Source organism: Streptomyces sp. NPDC001796 (assembly GCF_042892355.1).
In the GTDB taxonomy this organism is placed as follows: Bacteria; Actinomycetota; Actinomycetes; order Streptomycetales; family Streptomycetaceae; genus Streptomyces.
The window spans coordinates 42,971-62,493 of the sequence record NZ_JBIAUC010000003.1; the positions used below are offsets into that span (position 1 = coordinate 42,971).

Here is a 19,523-nt window from a genome sequence, read left to right on the forward strand (position 1 = left end):
ACTCGAGAGAGCCTCGCTGTGAACGTTTCGCAGGATTCCGACCTCGACCGCCGCCTCGCCCGCGACCCGATCGCGATCGTCGGTCTGTCCGCCCTCTATCCCAAATCCCGTGACCTGCGGGAGTTCTGGGCCAACGTCGCCGCGGCGGCCGACTGCATCGAGGACGTGCCCGCCACCCACTGGGACGTCGACGAGTTCTACGACCCCGACCCGGCGGTGCCGGACAAGACCTACGCCAAGCGCGGCGGTTTCATCCCGGACACGCCCTTCAACCCGCTGGAGTTCGGGCTGCCGCCGAACACCCTGGAGGTCACCGACGTCCTCCAGCTGCTCAGCCTGGTGGTCGCCCGCGACCTGCTCAAGGACGCCGGCGCCGAACAGTCCTGGTACGACGCCTCGCGCACCGGCGTCGTGCTGGGCATCACCGGCGCCAACCAGCTCACCCAGCCGCTCACCGCCCGCCTGCAAACCCCCGTCCTGAAGGAGGTCGTCCGCAGCTGCGGCCTCTCCGACCGGGACGCCGAAGAGATCGCGGCGAAGTTCCGCCTCGCCTACGCCCCCTGGGAGGAGAACTCCTTCCCCGGCATGCTCGGCAATGTGGTCGCCGGGCGGATCGCCAACCGGCTGGACCTCGGCGGAATCAACATGACCGTCGACGCCGCATGCGCCAGCTCGCTGGGAGCCGTCAAGGCGGCCGTGAGTGAGCTGCTGGAGCGCCGGGCGGACACCATGCTGGTGGGCGGCTGCGATGCCGAGAACACCATCTTCATGTACCTCTGCTTCAGCAAGACGCCGGCGCTCTCCAAGTCCGGCCGCATCCGGCCCTTCGACCGGGACGCCGACGGCACGCTGATCGGCGAGGGCATCGGCATGCTGGCGCTGCGCCGGCTCAGTGACGCCGAGCGGGACGGCAACCGCGTCTACGCCGTGCTGCGCGGCATCGGCGCCGCCAGCGACGGCCGGTTCAAGTCCATCTACGCCCCGCGCAAGGAGGGTCAGGTCCTCGCCCTGGAGCGGGCCTACCACGACGCCGACTGCTCCCCGGCCGACGTCGAGCTCTTCGAGGCGCACGGCACCGGCACCGCCGTCGGCGACGCCACCGAGCTCAGCTCGCTCGCCGCCGTCGTCACCGCGGCAACCGAGGAGCGGCAGTACGCGGCCGTGGGCAGCGTCAAGTCGCAGATCGGGCACACCAAGGCGGCGGCCGGCGCGGCCGGCATGATCAAGCTCGCGCTGGCCCTGCACCACAAGGTTCTGCCGCCCACCATCAACGTCGACCAGCCCAACCCGGCCGTCGACTTCACCGGCGGCCCCTTCTACGTCAACACGCAGCTGCGGCCCTGGATCCGCGACCCGCGCCGTCCGCAGCGCCGGGCCGCCGTCTCGTCCTTCGGCTTCGGCGGCACCAACTTCCACGTGGTGCTGGAGGAGTACGGCGACGGCGAGGACCTCCAGGTGATGTTCCCGGTCGCCCAGGTCCACCTGTGGCACGCCGCCGACACAGCGGCGCTCACCGCCGCGCTCGCCGAGGGCGCGCCCGCGCAGGGCGGCCCCGTCCCCGAGGGCCACGCCCGTGTCGCCTTCGCAGCGCAGGGCCCCGAGGACGCAGCGGCACTGCGGGAGCTCGCGCTGCGCGAACTGCGCGCCCGCCCGGAGGCCGACTCCTGGTCGCACCCCAAGGGCGTCTTCTTCCGTCGCCGCGCCGCCGAGGCCGGGGAGCGCGGCAGGATCGGCGCGCTCTTCGCCGGGCAGGGCAGCCAGTACGTCAACCCGGGCATGACCGCGGTGCTGGCGCTGCCGCCGCTGCGCGCCGCCTTCGACCGCGCCAACCGGCACTTCCAGGGCGCCGAGCCGCTCTCCCGGATCGCCTTCCCGCCGCCCGCCTTCGACGAGGCCGCGCGCACGGCCCAGGAGGCCGCACTGCGCGCCACCGAGTACGCCCAGCCCGCCATCGGCGCCCTAGCCGCCGGCCAGTTCCGTTACCTCAGCGAGCTGGGCTTCGCACCGGAGGGCTACCTCGGTCACAGCTTCGGCGAGCTCACCGCGCTGTGGGCGGCCGGGGCGCTGGACGACGACACGTACTTCGCCCTCGCCCGGGCCCGGGGCGCCGCGATGGCGCCGCCCGCCGAGCCCGGCTTCGACGCCGGGGCGATGGCCGCTGTCAGCGCCCCGGAGGAGCGGGTCGCGGAGCTGCTGGCCGGCATCCCCGGGCTGCACGTCTGCAACCGCAACGCGCCGGACCAGATCGTGGTCGGGGGCGCCACCGAGGCCGTGCAGCAGCTGGTGGCCGCCGCGGGCGAGGCTGGGATCAAGGCGTCCCGGCTGCCGGTGTCCGCGGCCTTCCACACCCCCTACGTCGGCCACGCCGTGGAGGCGTTCCGCGCCCATGTCGAGGCCGCGGAGGTGGCCGAGCCGCACGGATCCGTCTACGCCAACACCCGCGGTGCCGCCTACGGTGCGGACCTCGCGGCCAACCGCCGGATCCTCGCCGAGCAGCTCATCCACCCGGTGGACTTCGCCGCCCGGGTCGAGGAGATGTACGCGGCCGGGTTCCGCACCTTCGTCGAGTTCGGGCCGAAGAGTGTGCTCACCCAGCTGGTGCGGCGCATTCTCGGCGAGCGCCCGCACACCGTGCTGGCTGTGGACGCCGGCCCGGGCCGTGACGCGGACCTGGCGCTGAAGCAGGCGGTGGCCCGACTCGCCGTTCTGGGGCTGCCGCTGAGCACCGCGGACCGGTACGTCGCCCCGCCGGTGCAGCGAGGGCCGGTCAAGGGCATGGCGATCATGCTCAACGGCATCAACTACGTCTCGCCGGAGCGGAAGGCCGCGTACCGGGAGGCGATCGAAAACGGCTACCGGACAGCCGCGCCGACCATGCTCGCCGCGCCGTCCGAGCCGAACGCGTCTGACCCCGCGTCCGAGCCGAACGCGTCTGACCCCGCGCCCGAGCCGGTGGCGCCGCTGCCGGTCGCCCCTCTGCCCGGCGCGGTCGCCGCCGCCGTCCAGTCGACGGCCGGCACCGAACGGGGCACGGCCGCGGCCGTCGCCACGCTGCCGGTGGCGGCCCCTGCGCCGTACCCCGCCCCGGCCCTCGCACCCGTCCCCACTGCTCAGGAGACCGCATCCGTGGACAACGACCGTCTGGCCAACGTGATCGCCGACCACCTGGCGCTGCACGACGAGTACCTCAACGGGCAGTTGAACAGCGCACAGCGCCTCGCCGGTCTGCTGGAGCGCGCCTACGACAAGGGGCAGCTGGACCAGGTGCTCTCCGGCGTCACCGCCGTCAAGGACCACAGCCTGGCCATCGGCCGCACCCACCTGCGCGCCAACGAGATCCTGTGCGAGCTGGCCGGGCTGGAACTCGGCGCGGCTCCGGCGGCCCGGACTGCGCCGGCTGCCGTGGCCGCCCCCGCGCCCTCGCCGGAGGCGTACACCGCGCCCGTCCCGGCCGCCGTCCGCCCCCCGGCGCCGCAGCCGGTGGCCGTCCCCGCCGCACCCGCCGTCGCCGCGCTCCCGGCCCCGGCGCAGGCCCAGGCCTCGGCCCCGGCGCAGGTCCCGGCCCCGGCGCAGGCCCCGGCGCAGGTCCCGGCCCAGGCCCCGGCGCCCGCGCCGGTCGCCGCCACGCCGGTTGCGGCTGCTGCTGTGGGGCCTGATGTGGCGACGGTGACTTCGGCGCTGTTGGAGGTGGTGGCGCAGAAGACGGGGTATCCGGCGGAGATGCTGGAGCTGGGGATGGATGTCGAGGCGGATCTGGGCATCGATTCCATCAAGCGGGTGGAGATCATGGGTGTGCTGCACGAGCGGTTCGCCTCGGGTGCGGCTGCCAGTCCGGAGCAGTTGGCCGAGTTGCGGACGCTTCAGGACATCGTGGGCTTCATATCCGGCCAGGATGCCCCCGCCCCGCAGGCCGGCCCGTCCGCCGACTCCGCCCCGGCCCCGGCGCCCGAGCCGGAAGCCGCCCCGGAGCGCGGCCGGATCGGCCGGGCGCAAGCCGCACTGGCCGAACTGCCGGTGCCCGACCAGCTGGTGAACGCCTACCCCGAGTCCTCCGGCGCGCTGCTGGTGGACGACGGCGGTGAGCTGGCCCCCGAGATCGCCGCGAGGCTCCAGACGCAGGGCTGGAAGGTGCACGTGCTGCGGCTGCCCGGCGTGCCGCAACGGGTGGACGGCGCGGTGGACCACGCGCTGACCGGCTGGGGCGTCACCGAACTCGCCGCGCGGGTAGAGGAGGCGCTGGGCGAGCGGATCAGCCTGGTGCTCGACCTGTGCACGGTGCCCCCGGCGGACTGGGCGGAGGGTGTGCGCCGCCTGGCGCACACCCTGCTGGTGGCCAAGCACCTGGTGGAGCCGCTGAGCACCGCCGCCGGCTTCGGCCGCACCGCCTACACCACCGTCACCCGGCTGGACGGCTCCTTCGGCCTCGGCGGTGTCGACGAGCACCTGGCGCCGATCGGCGGCGTCGCCGGCCTGGTCAAGACCCTGGCCGTGGAGGCCCCGGAGGTCTTCTGCCGGGCCGTCGATCTGGCCCCCGGCCTGGCGCCCGGCGCCGCCGCCGCGCTGGTGCTCGGCGAGGTGCACGACGCGGCCACCGAGCCCGTCCAGGTCGGCCACGACGGTACCCGCCGCGTCACCCTCGCCCTCGGCGAGCAGCCGCTGCACCCGGTGGGTGCGCAGCCGCAGCCGCTGAGCTCCGAGGACCTGCTGGTCGTCACCGGAGGCGGGCGCGGCATCACCGCGGCCTGCGTGGTGGAGCTGGCGCGGCGCCACCAGCCGGGCCTGCTGCTGCTCGGCCGCACCCCGCTGGAGGAGGAGCCGGAGTGGGCGCGCGGGGTACAGGACGCCGCGGGGCTCAAGGCGGCTGCCGTCGCCGACCTGAAGGCCGCGGGCGAAAAGCCCACCCCCAAGCGGGTCGAGCAGGCGTACCGGGCCGTCGTCGGCTGCCGAGAGGTGCGGGCGACCCTGGACGCGCTGCGCGCGGCGGGCAGCCAGGCAGAGTACCTGGCGGTGGACATCACCGACCCGCAGGCCACGGCGGCCGCCCTCGCGCCCTACCGGGGCCGGGTCACCGGCCTGGTGCACGGCGCCGGGGTGCTCGCCGACCAGCTGATCGCGCAGAAGAAGGCCTCCGAGATCGAGCGGGTCTTCGCGCCCAAGCTGGCGGGACTGCGCGCCGTGACGGCCGCGCTGGACGCGGGCGCGCTGCGGCACGTGGTGCTCTTCTCCTCGGTCGCCGGCTTCTTCGGCAACCGCGGCCAGTCCGACTACGCGATGGCCAACGAGGCGCTCAACGCCTGGGCGTCCTCCTGGAAGCGGCGCCACCCCGGCGCCCGGGTCACCTCGCTCAACTGGGGCGCCTGGGACAGCGGCATGGTCTCCCCCGAGATCAAGGCCGTCTTCCGGGAGCGCGGGATCACCCTCATCCCGCAGGAGACCGGCGTCGCGATGTTCGCCGACCAGTTCGCCGCCGAGCGCGCGGACGACGTGGTGACCGTGCTCGGGCCGACCACCCCGCTCTCCGAGCGCGTCACGGGCGCTCCCGTCGCCTCCCTCACCGTCGAGCGGCGGATCGCCGAGCTGGCTCAGGACCCGCTCGTGGCCGACCACGTGATCGGTGAGGCCCCGGTGCTCCCGGCGGCCGTGGCCCTCGGCTGGGCGATCGGCGCGGTGGAGCGCGCCACCGGCGGCGAGGTTCGCCAGGTGCGGGAGTTCTCGGTGCAGAAGGGCATCGTCTTCGACGGCACCCAGCCGGAGGACTGCCGCCTGGTCATCAGCCCGCTGGCGGAAACCCCCGGAGCCGTGCAGGCAGCGATCCGCTCGGTGAGCCAGGACGGCGCGGTGCGGCCCCACTACGCCGCCGTCCTGGACACCGCGCCGGCCGCGCTGCAGGCGCCCGTCGCCGGGCTGCCCCCGGTGGGCGGAGGCCGGGCCGCCGACGGCCTGTACGCCGACGGCACCCTCTTCCACGGCCCCTCGCTGCGCGGCATCCGGCGAGTGCTCGCCGAGGAAGAGTCCCGCCTCGTTCTGGAGTGCGCCCTCACCGAACACCGCACCGCGGGCGGCGCCTTCGCCGGTGCCCGCTACGCCCCCGGCACCGCCGACCTGCTGCTGCAGGCCGCGCTGGTGTGGGTGCGGCTCTTCCGAGGCAGCGCCGGGCTCCCGCTCGGCGTCGGCCGCGCCGAACTGCACCACCCGCTGCCCGACGGCGAGCCCTTCCTCGTCCTGGTGCAGCCCGGCTCCGCGAGCGCGGGCTCCGAGGCCCGACTCACCGTCACCGCCTGCGCCCCCGACGGGCGGGTGCTGATGCGTCTGCACGACGTCTCCGTGATCTCGGCTCCGCAGCTCACGGCCAAGTTCGTCGTCGGCTGACCGGCCCGTCCGCATCCGACTGACGACCTGACCCGGTCGGCCCGGCCGGTGCGCCTGCGCGCGCCTGCCGGCCGGGCCGACCGACTACGGAGGGACCTCGCTCTGATGAGCAAGTACGCCATCGTCGGCCTGTCCTGTCTCTTCCCGGGCGCCCGCACCCCCGCCGAGTTCTGGCAGAACCTGCGCAGTGGGGCGGACGCCCGCCGGGAGGGTGGTGACGAGATCTTCGGCGCGACGCCCGAGGACGCCGACCTCGACCCGCAGCACCGCATCTACTGCCGCCGCGGGGGCTTCATCACCGACTTCGCATTCGACCCCACCGGCTACCGCCTCGACCCCGAGCAACTCGCCCGTCTCGACCGGATCTTCCACTGGTCGCTCTACACGGCCCGCGAGGCTCTGCGGGACAGCGGCTACGAGGCCCAGCCGGAGACCCTCGCCCGCACCGCGCTCGTCCTCGGCAACTACTCCTTCCCCACCCCCACCTCGGCCCGGATCAGCATCCCGCTCGCCCGAGAGGCGGTGCTGGAGGGCCTGCGCCAGGCCGGGCTGCCCACGCCCGCCGGGCTCCCGTCGGGCGCCTCGCTGGTCGACGCGGACCTGCTGCGCAGCGAGAACCTGCGGGTCAGCGGCTCCCCGGCGGCCGTCACCGCCGCCGCGCTCGGCCTCGGCGGCCCGCGCTACGCCCTGGACGCCGCCTGCTCCTCCGCGCTCTACGCGCTCAAACTGGCCTGCGCCCACCTCGCCGCCGGGCAGGCCGACCTGGTGCTGGCCGGCGGCGTCTGCGCCCCGGACCCCACCCTCATCCACCTGTCCTTCAGCGACCTGCGCGCCTACCCGGAGAGCGGCTTCAGCCAGCCCTTCGACAACCGCTCCGAGGGCATCCTCACGGGCCAGGGCGCCGGAGTGGTCGCCGTGAAGCGGCTCGCCGACGCGCTGCGGGACGGCGACCGCATCCACGCCGTCATCGACGGCATCGGCCTGAGCAACGACGGCAGCGGACGCCACCTTCTCGTCCCGCAGGCCGGCGGCCAGCTCGCCTCCTACGAACTCGCCTACGCCGAGGCCGGCGTGGACCCTTCCGCCATCGACTACCTGGAGTGCCACGCCACCGGCACCCCGCTGGGCGACGCCACCGAGGCCGAGTCCGTCGCCGCCTTCTTCGGCCGCCACGGCAAGGTACCGCTGATCGGCTCGGTGAAGGGGAACGTCGGGCACCTGCTCACCGTCGCCGGACTGAGCAGCCTGCTCAAGGTGGTCCTGGCCATGGACGAGGGCCACATCCCGCCCACCATCGGCGTCGAACAGCCGGTGCGCTCGAGCGACGGCCGGGTGGGTGAGGACGTGCTGGTTCGCGAGGGCCGGCCGTGGCCCGAAGGGGTGGGTCCGCTGCGGGCGGCCGTCTCCGCGTTCGGCTTCGGCGGCACCAACGCGCATGTCGTGCTCTCCGCGCCCGAGGCCGCGGAGACCTGGGAGCCCGTCGAGGAGCCCCCGGCCGAGCTGCCCGCGCTGGACATCGTCGGCCTGGGCGCGCACTTCGGCCCGCTGGACGGCGTGGACGCGCTGGAACGGGCCGTCCACGCGGGCGCGGACGCGTTCGGCCCGCTGCCCGAGCGGCGCTGGCGCGGCCTGGAACAGACCGGCGGCGGAACGCTGGAACAGGCCGGGCTGGCAGGAGAGTCCGTGCCGCGCGGCGCCTACGTGGACGGGGTGGACATCGACCCCGTCGACCACAAGATCCCACCCGCCGACCTGCGCACCTACAACCTCCAGCACGCGCTGGCCACCCAGGTCGCCGACGAGGCGCTGCGCGACGCCGGGTACAGCCGGGCCATCCCGCCGGGCGCGAGCGCGCCCGAGCCGCGGCGGATCGCGGTGGTGGTGGCGATGGAGCTGGAGCCGTACACGCACGCCAGGCTCACCCGGTACACACTGGGGAGCTTCCTGCGGGAGCAGTTCGAGGCCGCGGGAGTGGAGCTGACGGAGCAGCAACTCGCCGAAGTGGCGGCGGTGGGCCGGGACGCGGTGGTGCCGCCGATCGTGGCCAACGAGGTGCTCAGCTACATCGGCAACGTCATGGCCAGCCGTATCTCCTCGCTGTGGAACCTCACCGGTCCGTCGTTCACCGTCTCCTCGGAGGGCTCGGGGAGCGCGGAGGCCCTGGAGGTCGCCCGGCTGCTGCTGCTCGATCCGGGTGTCGAGGCGGTGCTGGTCGGCGCGGTCGACCTCACCGGCTCCCCGGAGCACCTGCTGCTGCACCCCGACGCGGTCTCCGAGGCGGGCCTGACCTTCGCCGAGGGCGCACGCGGCATGCGGATCGGCGAGGGCGCCGGCGCGGTCGTCGTCACCCGCAGCGGTGAGTCCGAAGGCCGCCGCGTCTACGCCCGCCTGGACGCCCTCGCCATGCGCACCGCCCAGCCCCGCGACGGTGCGGCACCGCAGGCGGACGCCGACACGCTGGCCGCCACCGCGGAGGCGGCCCTGGCCGCCGCCGGGATCTCCGCCGCGAAGGTCGGCTACGTCGAGGCTCACGCGGCAGGTACCGAGCCTGAGGACGACGCCGAACTCACCGCCCTGGCACGGGTGTACCGCCCCGCCGGGCAGGCCGAGCCGAGCACGGCGGCGGGGGACGAGGCCGTGGACGGCCCGACGGCCGCCGTGGGCGCCGCGGGCGCCGTGGCAGCCTCCCGCCAGGGCCTCGCCGAAGGGGCGGTCGCCCCGCCCGACGCCACGGCCCCGGAGCGTGGCGAACGTCCAGTGCGCGCTTCCGGCGACACCCCGGACCCGTTCGGCGATGCCCCGGCCCCCGGCAGCCCCGTCGACCACACGCGCACCGTCGCGCTGGGCAGCGCCAAGGCGCAGCTGGGGAACGCCGGGTGCGCCTCCGGGATGGCGGGGCTGATCCGGACCGTGCTCTGCCTGCATCACGGGTACCTGCCCGGCACCGCCGGGTGGCAGCGGCCGTCCGCGGAGTTCGTGGAGGGCTTCGCCACGTCCGCGCTCTATGTACCCGAGCGCTCGCGGCCCTGGCTGCGTTCCTCGCGGCGGGCCCGGCGGCACGCCGCCGTGAGCATGCTCGGGGCCCACGGCGCATGCGCGCACCTGGTGCTCTCCGCGGACGGGACCCGCGGGCGCGCGGTGGCCGCCGACTGGGAGCGGGCCGAAGGCCCGATCCTGCTGGCACTCTCCGCCGCGAGCCTCGACGGCCTGCTGGCCTCCGTCGAGCGGCACCGCGGCCTGCTGGACGGCGGCGCCGACCCGCTGACGCTGGCCCGCGCGGCCGCCCGCGAACTCCCCGGCGCGCCGCTGCGCGCGGTGCTCGTCGGCCGGAACGCGGCCGACCTCCGCCTGCAACTGGAACTCGCCGCCCGGGACATCCCCGGCGCGCACGCCGCCGGCGGCGAGTGGGCCACCCCGGCCGGTTCCTACTTCACCGCCTGCCCGATCGGCCCGGAGGGCAAGGTCGCGCTGGTCTACCCGGGCGCGTTCAACTCCTACCCGGGCCTCGGCCAGGACCTGTTCCGTGCCTTTCCCGGCCTGCTGGAGCACTTCGAGGCGCAGGCCGAGGAACCCGCCCGGCAGCTGCGCTCCGCCCTGCTCTACCCGCGCACCTTCGTGACGCCGGGACGGCGGGAGCTGATGGAGCTGGAGTCCGCGCTGGGCGAGGACGTGCCCTTCATGCTGGCCACCGGTACCAGCTTCGCCATCCTCTACACCCACCTGGTGCGGGAGATTCTGGGCGTCACCGCGCACGGCGGCTTCGGCTACAGCCTGGGCGAGTCCAGCATGCTCTTCGCCACCAACGGCTGGCTCGCCGAGGGCCGCCGGGACGATCTGATCAGCACCACCCCGATCTTCCGGGACCGCCTGGTCGGCCCGCGCCGCACCGTGCGCGAACTGTGGCAGGACATCCCGGCCGGGACCCCGGACAAGGACCTGTGGGCGTCACACGTGCTGCTCACCGACCAGCGGACCGCGCAGGCCGCGCTGGCCCGCTACGACCGGGTCTTCCTCACCCACGTCAACACCCCCGGCGAACTGGTGATCGCGGGCGACCCCGCGCAGTGCCGTGCGCTGATCGAGGAGTTGGGCTGCCCGGCGGCGCGCTCGCCGGTCGGCGTGGTGATGCACTGCCCGGTGGTGGACGCCGAACTCGACGGCCTGGCCGGGCTGAACGACTACCCGACCGGCTCCATCGAGGGCCTGGAGCTGTTCTCCGCCTATGACTACCAGCAGCTGCCCGGCCTCGACCGGCAGCGCATCGCCCGGCGCATCGCGCACACCCTGCGCTCCACCATCGACTTCCCGCGCCTGATCCGCACCGCCTACGACCACGGTTACCGCTACTTCATCGAGGTCGGCCCCGGCGCCACCTGCTCCCGCTGGGTGCGCGAAACCCTCGGCGAGCAGGCGCACGTCGCGGTCTGCGTGGACCGGCGCGGCGTGCCGGCCACCAAGTCGATCGCCCAGATGGTCGCCCGGCTGGTCGGGCACGGCCTGCCGGTGGACCTCGCGGCGCTGCTCGGTGCGGAGGCCGAGGCCGAAGCGCCCGTCCCGGCCCGGCGCACCGCCCGCTTCCGGGTGGGCGGCGGCGACCCGTTGCCGGAGCGCGTGGCCCGCGGGGTGCGTGCCATCGCCCCGGCCGTCAGCCTGCTGACGGCCCGTCAGCCTGTTGCTCGGCCGGTCGCCACCCCGGTGGCCGTGCCCGCAGCCTCCGCTTCCGGACCCGCTTGCGCACCTGCCTCCGCCCCCGTCCCGTCCACCGCACCGGAGGAACCCGATCCCATGCCCGCCGACCCGACCGTCGCGGACCCCGAGGCCATCGTCTTCGACGGCGACCCGATCGCCTTCCTGCCGTGGGCACCGGCGAGCCCCGAGCAGCCTCCCACCGCAGCCTCCGTCCTCCCCCACGTCCCCACCGCACCGACGGCCCCGGACGCGCCCGCACATGCGACCGGCACCGGCGTGCCCGCCGCGGACCTGGTGCGGGAGCTGCGCCGTCAGATGATCGCCACCCATTCGGTGGTCATGGAGACCCAGCGCGTCCTCCAGGAGGCCACCCTCAGCCGCGCCGAGGCCCTGCTCGCCGGGGAGCCGATCTCCCCGCAGGCGTCGCCGGCCGCCCCCCTGCAGGGCGAGCCCGCACCGCTGCCCCCGGCGGCGCCTGCGCCCGAGCCCGCACCGCTGCCCCCGGCGGCGCCCGCCCCCGCCCCGGCCCGCCCGGCCGCGACCGAGGCGCCCGAAAACGCCCCGCTGGAGGGGGTGATCTGGGACGAGGCCGCGCTGCTGGAGTTCGCCACCGGGTCGGTGGCCAAGGTGTTCGGCCCGGAGTTCGCGCCGATCGACGCCTACGCCAAGCGCGTCCGCCTGCCCGCACCGCCGTACCACTTCGTCACCCGGGTGACCAGGCTGGACGCGCGGACCGGCACGTTCGGCCCCGCGACCATCACCACCGAGTACGACATCCCCGAGGACGCCTGGTACCTGGTGGACGAGGGCGCACCGCCGGCCGTCACCGTCGAGGCCGGCCAGTGCGACCTGCTGCTGGTCAGCTACCTCGGCATCGACTTCCGCAACAAGGGAGAGCGGGTCTACCGCCTGCTGGACAGCTCGCTGATCTTCCGCGGCGGGCTGCCCCGGGCCGGGCAGACACTGCGCTACGACATCTCCATCGACCGCTTCGTCCACAACGGCGACACCACGCTGTTCTTCTTCAGCTACAACTGCTACGCCGACGGTGAGCTGATCCTCGAACTCCGCGACGCCTGCGCCGGGTTCTTCAGCAGGCAGGAGCTGGACTCCTCGCTCGGCGTCGTCATCACCGACCGCGAGCGCGCCGAGCGCGCCGCCCTGACCAAGGGCTACTTCAAGCCCCTCGCCCGCACCGGCAAGACCCTGCTCACCGCTGCCGACCTGGAACTGCTCGCGCAGGGCCGGCACGGTGAGGTCTTCGGTCCCGAACACGCCCAGGACGAGGGACTCAATCCGGCTCTGCGGCTGCCGGACGCGATGCTGCGGATGGTGGACGAGGTGACGGTGGACCGCCTCGGCGGCCCGCGCGGCCTCGGCAAGCTCACCGCCGTCAAGCACCTGGAGCCGGACGCCTGGTACTTCACCTGCCACTTCCCCGACGACCCGGTGCTGGCCGGCTCGCTGGTGGCCGAGGGCGCGGTGCAACTGCTCCAGATCTACCTGCTCTACCTGGGCATGCACCTCACCCTGCCGGACGCACGCTTCCAGACCGTCACCGACGAGCGGATCGACGTCCAGGTGCGCGGCCAGGTCACCCCCGAGCACCGGGAGATCCGCTACGAGGTCGAGATCATGGAGATCACGCTGCTGCCGCGGCCGACCGTGATGGCGGACATCCTGGTCTACCTGGGCGACAAGCCGGTCATCAAGATGCGGAACCTCGGCCTGCAGGTGCGGGAGAAGGACGGCACCCCGTACCGCCCGGAGACCGGGGGAGTGCCGGCCTTCCTCGGTCGCCGCAACCGAAGCGGCGAACCCGCGATGATCAACGAACTGCACCTGGCGCACGCCGCCAAGGGCCTGCTGGACATGGCGATGGGCCCGGAGTTCGAGGTCTACCGCAGCAGCCGCGCCCCCTACATCCCCAACGGCGACTTCCAGTTCGTGGACCGGGTGATGTCGCTCAAGGGCACCCGCGGCGACCTGGGCCCCGGTTCCGAGATGGTCACCGAGTACGACTCGCCCGAAGACGCCTGGTACTACCGGCAGAACTCCTACCCGCACATGCCCAACTGCGTGTACATGGAGACCTCGCTGCAGGCAGCCATCTTCCTCGGCTACTACCTCGGCGCCACCCTCAAGGAACCGCAGCAGCAGTACTCCATCCGCAACCTGGACGGCCGGGCCACCCTGGTCAAGGACGTCGACCTGCGCGGCAGGACCATCCGCCACCACTCCAAGCTGCTCATGACCAGCGCCGTCTCGGGCGCCGTGCTGCAGAACTTCTCCTACGAGCTCTCCGCGGACGGCGAGGTCTTCTACACGGGCGAATCCCTCTTCGGCTACTTCAGCGAGGCCGCGCTCGCCAACCAGGTCGGCCTGGACAACGGCAGCTACGTCGCGCCCTGGATCGAGCAGGAGCCGCCCGCCGCCGAGCGGGTGCGCCGCATCGAACTCACCGAGGACGCCCCGGCGTTCACCGACTCCGCCGGCGGGCACCTGCACCTGCCCGGCGAGAACTTCCACCTGGTGGACCACGTCGACCTGGTCGCCGACGGCGGCCGGCACGGCGCCGGCTACCTGCACGGCTACCGCCAGGTGCGCCCCGACGAGTGGTACTTCGACTGCCACTTCCACCGCGACCCGGTGATGCCCGGCTCGCTCGGGGTGGAAGCCGTACTGCAGGCCATGCGTCTGTTCGTGCTGGAGCAGGGACTGGCCGAGGGCATTCAGAACCCGCGCTTCGCGATGGCCACCGGCGTGGAGATGAGCTGGAAGTACCGCGGCCAGATCCTCCGCGACGACGGCGAACTCCGCTTCGACGTGCACATCAAGGAGGTGCGGCGGGAGGCCGACCGGCTGCTGCTGATCGCCGACGCGGACCTGTGGAAGCCGGGCCTGCGCATCTACGAACTCACCGACGCGGCCATCGAGGTTCGCTCCGCCCCCGCCCACGCCTGAACCAGCCTAGGAGCTGCGTTTCCCATGTCCACCACGCACCCCCAGACCCCCCTGCGCTGGTACGGCGACGGCTCGCCCAGCACGGACCCGGCCGGCGTCTACCAGGTCCTCGCCGACCTGGAGAACCCCTGCTTCATCGTCGGCACGCCGCAGGGCCCCGGCGCCGTCTCCGGCGGCACCGCGGCCCCCACCGGCCAGGGCCCGCACCTCCTGGCAGCTGCCGCCCCGCTGCCCCCGCACCGGCTCGGATCCTCCGCCTTCACCGCCGCCCACGGCGTACGCCAGCCCTACATGGCCGGGGCCATGGCAGGCGGCATCGCCTCCGCCGACATGGTGATCGCGCTGGCCCGGGAGGGCTTCCTGGCCTCCTTCGGCGCGGCCGGGCTGCTGCCCGAGGTGATCGAGAAGGCGCTCCTGCGGTTCGCCTCCGAGATCCCCGGCCTGCCGTACGCCGTCAACCTGATCCACAGCCCCAGCGAGGACCGGCTGGAACGCGAGGCCGTGGAGCTGTTCCTGCGTCACGGCGTGCGCTGCGTCGAGGCGTCCGCCTACATGGACCTCACCCCACATGTGGTGCGCTACCGGCTCGCCGGGCTGCGGCGGGACGAGGCCGGGCGGATCGTGGCGGGCAACCGGCTGATCGCCAAGATCTCCCGCCCGGAGACCGCCGAGCGCTTCATGCGCCCTGCTCCCGCAGCCACCGTCAGCTCCCTGCTGGAGCAGGGACTGATCACCGCCGAGCAGGCCGCGCTCGCACACCACCTGCCGCTGGCCGACGACATCACCGTGGAGGCCGACTCCGGCGGCCACACCGACCGCCGCCCGCTTCCCGCACTGCTCCCGGCCATCCTGCGGTTGCGCGACCACGTGCAGCGCGAGCACCGCTACCCGGTGCCGATCCGGGTCGGCGCGGCCGGCGGCCTCGGCACCCCGGTCGCGGTCGCGGCGGCCTTCGCCATGGGCGCGGCCTATGTCGTCACCGGCTCGGTCAACCAGTCCTGTCTGGAGGCCGGGGCTTCCCCGGCCGCCAAGGCGATGCTCGCCGAGGCCGGAATCGCGGACTGCGAGATGGCCCCGGCCGCCGACATGTTCGAGATGGGCGTCGACCTCCAGGTGCTCAAGAAGGGCACGCTCTTCCCGATGCGCGCCCGCCGCCTCTACCAGCTCTACCAGGCGTACGACGGCCTGGAGGCGCTGCCCCCCGCCGAGCGCGCCCGGCTGGAGCAGCAGATCTTCCGCCGCCCGCTTCAGGACGTCTGGCAGGACTGCATCGCCTACTTCGAGCGCCGGGACCCGGACCAGCTCACCCGCGCCGCGGGCAGCCCCAAGCGCCGGATGGCCCTGGTCTTCCGCTGGTACCTGGGCATGGCATCGCGGTGGGCGGTGACGGGGGAGCAGAGCCGCGCGCAGGACTACCAGATCTGGTGCGGACCGGCCATGGGCTCCTTCAACGACTGGGTCACCGGGAGCTACCTGAAGAACCCCAGCAACCGCCGGGTCGCCGACGTCGCCCACCACCTGATGCGCGGCGCCGCCTTCCACACCCGCCTCGCCCAGCTGCGCCTGGCCGGCGTGCACATCCCGGCCGGCGCCTCCGACTACCGCCCCGTCCCGCTGGAGACCCCCGCCGGCATCGCACCCAAGGCAGGTGCCAGGTGAGCGCCGACCTGACTCCGGAGGCGCTGGAGCAACTGCTCGGCGACCCGGCCGACCCCGCCAACCCGTACGGCTACGCCGCCGCCGTCGCCCGCGACGAGGCGGACGCGTTCCCCGAGCAGCTGTGCGAGGTGCTGAGCGACGCGGGCTTCCACCTCAACTACCTGCCGAAGCAGTGGGGCGGCGCCTTCGAGTCCTTCGACCGCAGCCTCACGCTGGTCCGCGCGGCGGCCCGCAGGGACGTCAGCATCATGCCCGGCACCATGTTCAGCATCATCGCCGCCACCTGCCTGCAACTGCACGGCACCGCGGAGCAGCAGGAGTGGGTGGCGCGCGTCCTGCGGGACGGCGGCGCCGTCGCCTTCGCGCTCACCGAAGCGGAACACGGCAGCGACCTGCTCGCCGGAGAAGTGCGGCTCGACGCGGACGGGCTGCTGCACGGCGAGAAGTGGCTGGTCGGCAACGGCCTGCGGTGCGAGGCGGTCTACGTCGTGGCCCGCACCGGCGAACGCGGGCCCGGCGCCTTCACCTCCTTCCTGCTCGATCTGACCGACGAAACCGTCGACCCCGACGATCTGAGCCGGCTGCCGGCGCCGCGGACCGGCGGCATGCGCGGCATCGACCTCGCCACCCTGCGCTTCGACGCCCTCCCGGTGCCGTGGGACGCCCAGGTCGGCAAGGAGGGTGAGGGCCTGGAGGTCGCCATCCGGGCGCAGCAGGCGGTGCGGTTGATGAGCATGGCGGGTTCGCTCGGCATCGCGGACACCGCCCTGCGACTCACGCTCGGCTTCGCCGCCGAGCGCCGCTTCGGCCGTACGGCGCTGTCCGCAACGCCGTACGCGGCACGGGAGTTGTCGATCGCGTCGGCCGCGCTGCTGGCGGCGGACGCGGTGGCGCTCTCGGCCGCTCGCGGTGTGCACGTGGTGCCGGAAGCGTTCAGCGTCTGGGGCCTGGCCGCCAAGCACCTGGTCGCCGAGGCCGCCGAGGATCTGTTGCGCCGCTGCGGCACCGTGCTGGCGACCCGCTCGGTGCTGCGCGAGCAGGCCCCCGGGGACGGGGTGTTCCAGAAGCTGCAGCGCGACTCGGCCGTCATCCGCGTCATCGACGCCAGCCCGTACGCCAACCTGCGCGCCTACTGCGGTCAGCTGCCCACCCTGCTCGCCACCACCGAGACGCCTGCGCCGCAGACCCTGCACCGCATCTTCACCCTGGACACCGAGCTGCCGCCCTACGAGCCCGCCCGCCTCGACCTGATCGCGCGGGGCCTGGACCCGGTGCTGGGCGGGCTGCCGACCGTGGCCGCGTCCGTCCACGCGGCTCTGGACCACGACACCTCGGACCTCGTCGACCGCTTGTCCGTGGCCGCCGCCGGCCTCGCCGCGCAGGCCGAGGCCGCGCGCCGGCCCGGCGCCGACCCCAACGCCCTCGCCGACCTCGCCGAGCGCTACGCCTGGCTGCACGGGGCCGCCGCTTGCGTCCACCTGTGGTGGGCCAACCGCGAACGCCCGCTCTACGGCGCCGAGCCCGGCGCCACCGGCTGGCTGCGCGCCGCACTCGCCTACCTGCTGGCCCGCGCCGAGGGCACCGATCCCCGGTGGTGCGGCCCGCACCTGCTGCCCGCCCTCGACACCCTCGCCGCCCTGCGCGAGCAGGGCGTGCTCTTCACCGCCACCCCCGTCCGCCTGGCCACGACGCCTCAGGAGGCCGCTGATGCCCAAGGCTGATCTGACCGCACTGGCCGCCCGGCTGGAGGAGTTCCTCGGCTGCCTGCACGATCCTGCCGGCCGGATGCCGTACGCCCGGATCGTGGGGCTGGACGAGCGGGAGTCCCACTCGGACGAGCTCCTCCACCTGCTGCGCGGCTGGGCCGTACCGGAGTCCGTCCTCGTCGGCGAGCAGTCCGCCACCCCCGTCCGCCTGGCCGCGACGCCTCAGGAGGCCGCTGATGCCCAAGGCTGATCTGACCGCACTGGCCGCCCGGCTGGAGGAGTTCCTCGGCTGCCCGCACGATCCTGCCGCCCGGATGCCGTACTCGCGGATCATGGAGCTGGACGAGCGGGAGTCCTACCCGTACGAGTTCGTCCAGATGCTGCGTGGCTGGGGGGTGCCGGAGTACGCGCTGCCCGGTGAGCAGGGCGGCCGCGCGGGCGACGTGGAGGCCGAGTTCAACCTGGTCCGGCTGGTCGCCCGGCGCGACCCGGCCACCGCCACCGCGCTGATCATCACGAACCTGGCCTTCATGCCGGTGTGGATCGCCGGCACCGACGAGCAGAAACGCCGGATCGTCGAGGCCGTCAAGCACGGCCACCGGCTCTCCTGGGGCCTGTCCGAACGCGCCTACGGCAGCGACCTGCTGGCCAACGCCATGAGCGCGACCCGGGTGGACGGCGGCTACCTGCTCACCGGCGAGAAGTGGCTGATCGGCAACGCCACCTGGTCGGACGGCATGGTGGTCTTCGCCCGCACCAGCGAGCGCGGCGGCACAGGCGGCTTCTCCGTCTTCGTGCTGGACAAGCGCACCGCCCCGGTCGGTAGCGTCCAGGAGCTGCCCGGCGAGCGGCTGCACGGCCTGCGCGCCATGGACATCAGCGGCCTGCGGGTGGAGGGCGTCTTCGTGCCGGAGGAGGCACGGCTCGGCGCCGAGGGCGAGGGCCTGGAGACCGCCCTCAAGGCCACCCAGACCGCCCGCGCCCAGATCAGCAGCATCGCGCTCTCCGCGGTGGACACCGGCCTGCGGCTCACCCTGGACTTCACCGAGGGCCGGGTCATCCTCGGTCAGGCCGTCAGCGACATCCCGTACAGCCGCCGCCAGCTCACCGAGGTGTTCGCCGACCTGTTGGTGGCCGACGCGGTCAGCCTCGGCGCGGTGCGCGGGCTGCAGGTGACGCCGCAACAGGTCAGCGTCTCCTCCTCGGTGGTCAAGTACTTCGTGCCGACCCTGCTGGAACGCACCATGTCCCAGCTCGCCGTCGTGCTCGGCGCCCGCTTCTTCCTGCGCGGCCACCCGCACTACGGCGTCTTCCAGAAGATGCTTCGCGACCTGCTGGTGGCCAACTTCGCCGACGGCAACACCGTCGTCAATCTGCGCAACCTCGGCCACCAGCTGCAGCCCCTCCTCACCACTGCCGTCAGCGGGGACGAGCGGCTGCGTGCCGAGGCGGTGCGCAACGCCGCCGTGCTGTACGGCATCGATCAGTCCATGCCGCCCTACCGGCCCTGGCTGCAGGAGCTGTTCAGCCGGGGCCGGGACGACACGGTGCTCGCCGCGCCGGACGGCATCGCCCGGCTGCGCGCCCTCGCCGAGGAGGCCAAGGAGGACGACCAGCGCGACTGGGTGCGCCGCGCCGCCGACACCGCCGAGGAACTGCTCGGCCACACCGCCTCGCTGGCCGAGGGCTGCGAGTGGCTGCGCGCCGAACTGGGCCGCGCCTACGGCCAGTCCGCCGAACTCTTCGACCTGGCCAAGGAGTACTGCCTGGTGCACGCCGCGGCCGCGTGCGTGCTCACCTTCGTCCACTCGCACGAGGCCCTGGAGGAGCCGCTGCCGAGCGGCGCCGTGCTGCTGCTCCAACTGGAGCGGCTGCGTCGGCACCTGCGGCCGCACGAGGCCGTCACCGACCAGGCCGTGGTGGACGAGGTGATGCGCGTGCTGCGGCACTTCCACCGCGAGGACCGCCTCTTCTCGCACTGGCAGTTCCCGCTCGCCACGCGCGCCGTCGACCAGGACGCCGTCCGCCACTGACCCCCAAGGAGGACACCGGCGTGAGCCCCGCCCCGCAGACGCCGCCCGTCTCACCCCCGGACCCGTCACCCGGGAACACCGCCGCCTTCCCGGACACCGCTCT

6 protein-coding genes are annotated in these 19,523 nt (G+C 73.9%); all 6 read left to right on the forward strand.

What is annotated here, in order from left to right; translation table 11 throughout:
* Positions 1–18: 18 nt before the first annotated feature.
* The 6 genes from ACFYZE_RS06965 (at position 19) to ACFYZE_RS06990 (ending at position 19,420) form a co-directional block, all read left to right on the forward strand.
* Complete coding sequence (locus ACFYZE_RS06965; protein ID WP_388989660.1) at positions 19–6,369, forward strand: SDR family NAD(P)-dependent oxidoreductase; 6,351 nt, start codon at positions 19–21, stop codon at positions 6,367–6,369.
* A 105-nt stretch (positions 6,370–6,474) separates the two neighbouring features.
* Positions 6,475–14,022, forward strand: a complete 7,548-nt coding sequence (locus ACFYZE_RS06970; protein ID WP_388989662.1) for a beta-ketoacyl synthase N-terminal-like domain-containing protein — start codon at positions 6,475–6,477, stop codon at positions 14,020–14,022.
* 24 nt (positions 14,023–14,046) lie between these two features.
* Positions 14,047–15,681, forward strand: coding sequence for a PfaD family polyunsaturated fatty acid/polyketide biosynthesis protein (locus ACFYZE_RS06975; protein ID WP_388989664.1), 1,635 nt, complete (start codon positions 14,047–14,049; stop codon positions 15,679–15,681).
* Positions 15,678–17,402 (forward strand): acyl-CoA dehydrogenase family protein, encoded by a 1,725-nt coding sequence (locus ACFYZE_RS06980; protein WP_388989665.1) that lies wholly within the window; start codon positions 15,678–15,680, stop codon positions 17,400–17,402. The genes ACFYZE_RS06975 and ACFYZE_RS06980 overlap by 4 nt, the downstream gene beginning before the upstream one ends.
* Positions 17,389–17,637 (forward strand): hypothetical protein, encoded by a 249-nt coding sequence (locus tag ACFYZE_RS06985; protein ID WP_388989667.1) that lies wholly within the window; start codon positions 17,389–17,391, stop codon positions 17,635–17,637. Before ACFYZE_RS06980 ends, ACFYZE_RS06985 begins: the two co-directional genes overlap by 14 nt.
* On the forward strand, positions 17,624–19,420 hold the full coding sequence (locus ACFYZE_RS06990; RefSeq protein ID WP_388989669.1) for an acyl-CoA dehydrogenase family protein: 1,797 nt from the start codon (positions 17,624–17,626) through the stop codon (positions 19,418–19,420). Before ACFYZE_RS06985 ends, ACFYZE_RS06990 begins: the two co-directional genes overlap by 14 nt.
* Positions 19,421–19,523: the final 103 nt, after the last annotated feature.

Excerpts from the sequence above, each read along its gene's own strand:
- ACFYZE_RS06985 (WP_388989667.1), top strand. The coding sequence starts at position 17,389 with ATGCCCAAGGCTGATCTGACCGCACTGGCCGCCCGGCTGGAGGAGTTC.
- ACFYZE_RS06975 (WP_388989664.1), top strand. The coding sequence starts at position 14,047 with ATGTCCACCACGCACCCCCAGACCCCCCTGCGCTGGTACGGCGACGGC.
- ACFYZE_RS06990 (WP_388989669.1), top strand. The coding sequence starts at position 17,624 with ATGCCCAAGGCTGATCTGACCGCACTGGCCGCCCGGCTGGAGGAGTTC.
- ACFYZE_RS06970 (WP_388989662.1), top strand. The coding sequence starts at position 6,475 with ATGAGCAAGTACGCCATCGTCGGCCTGTCCTGTCTCTTCCCGGGCGCC.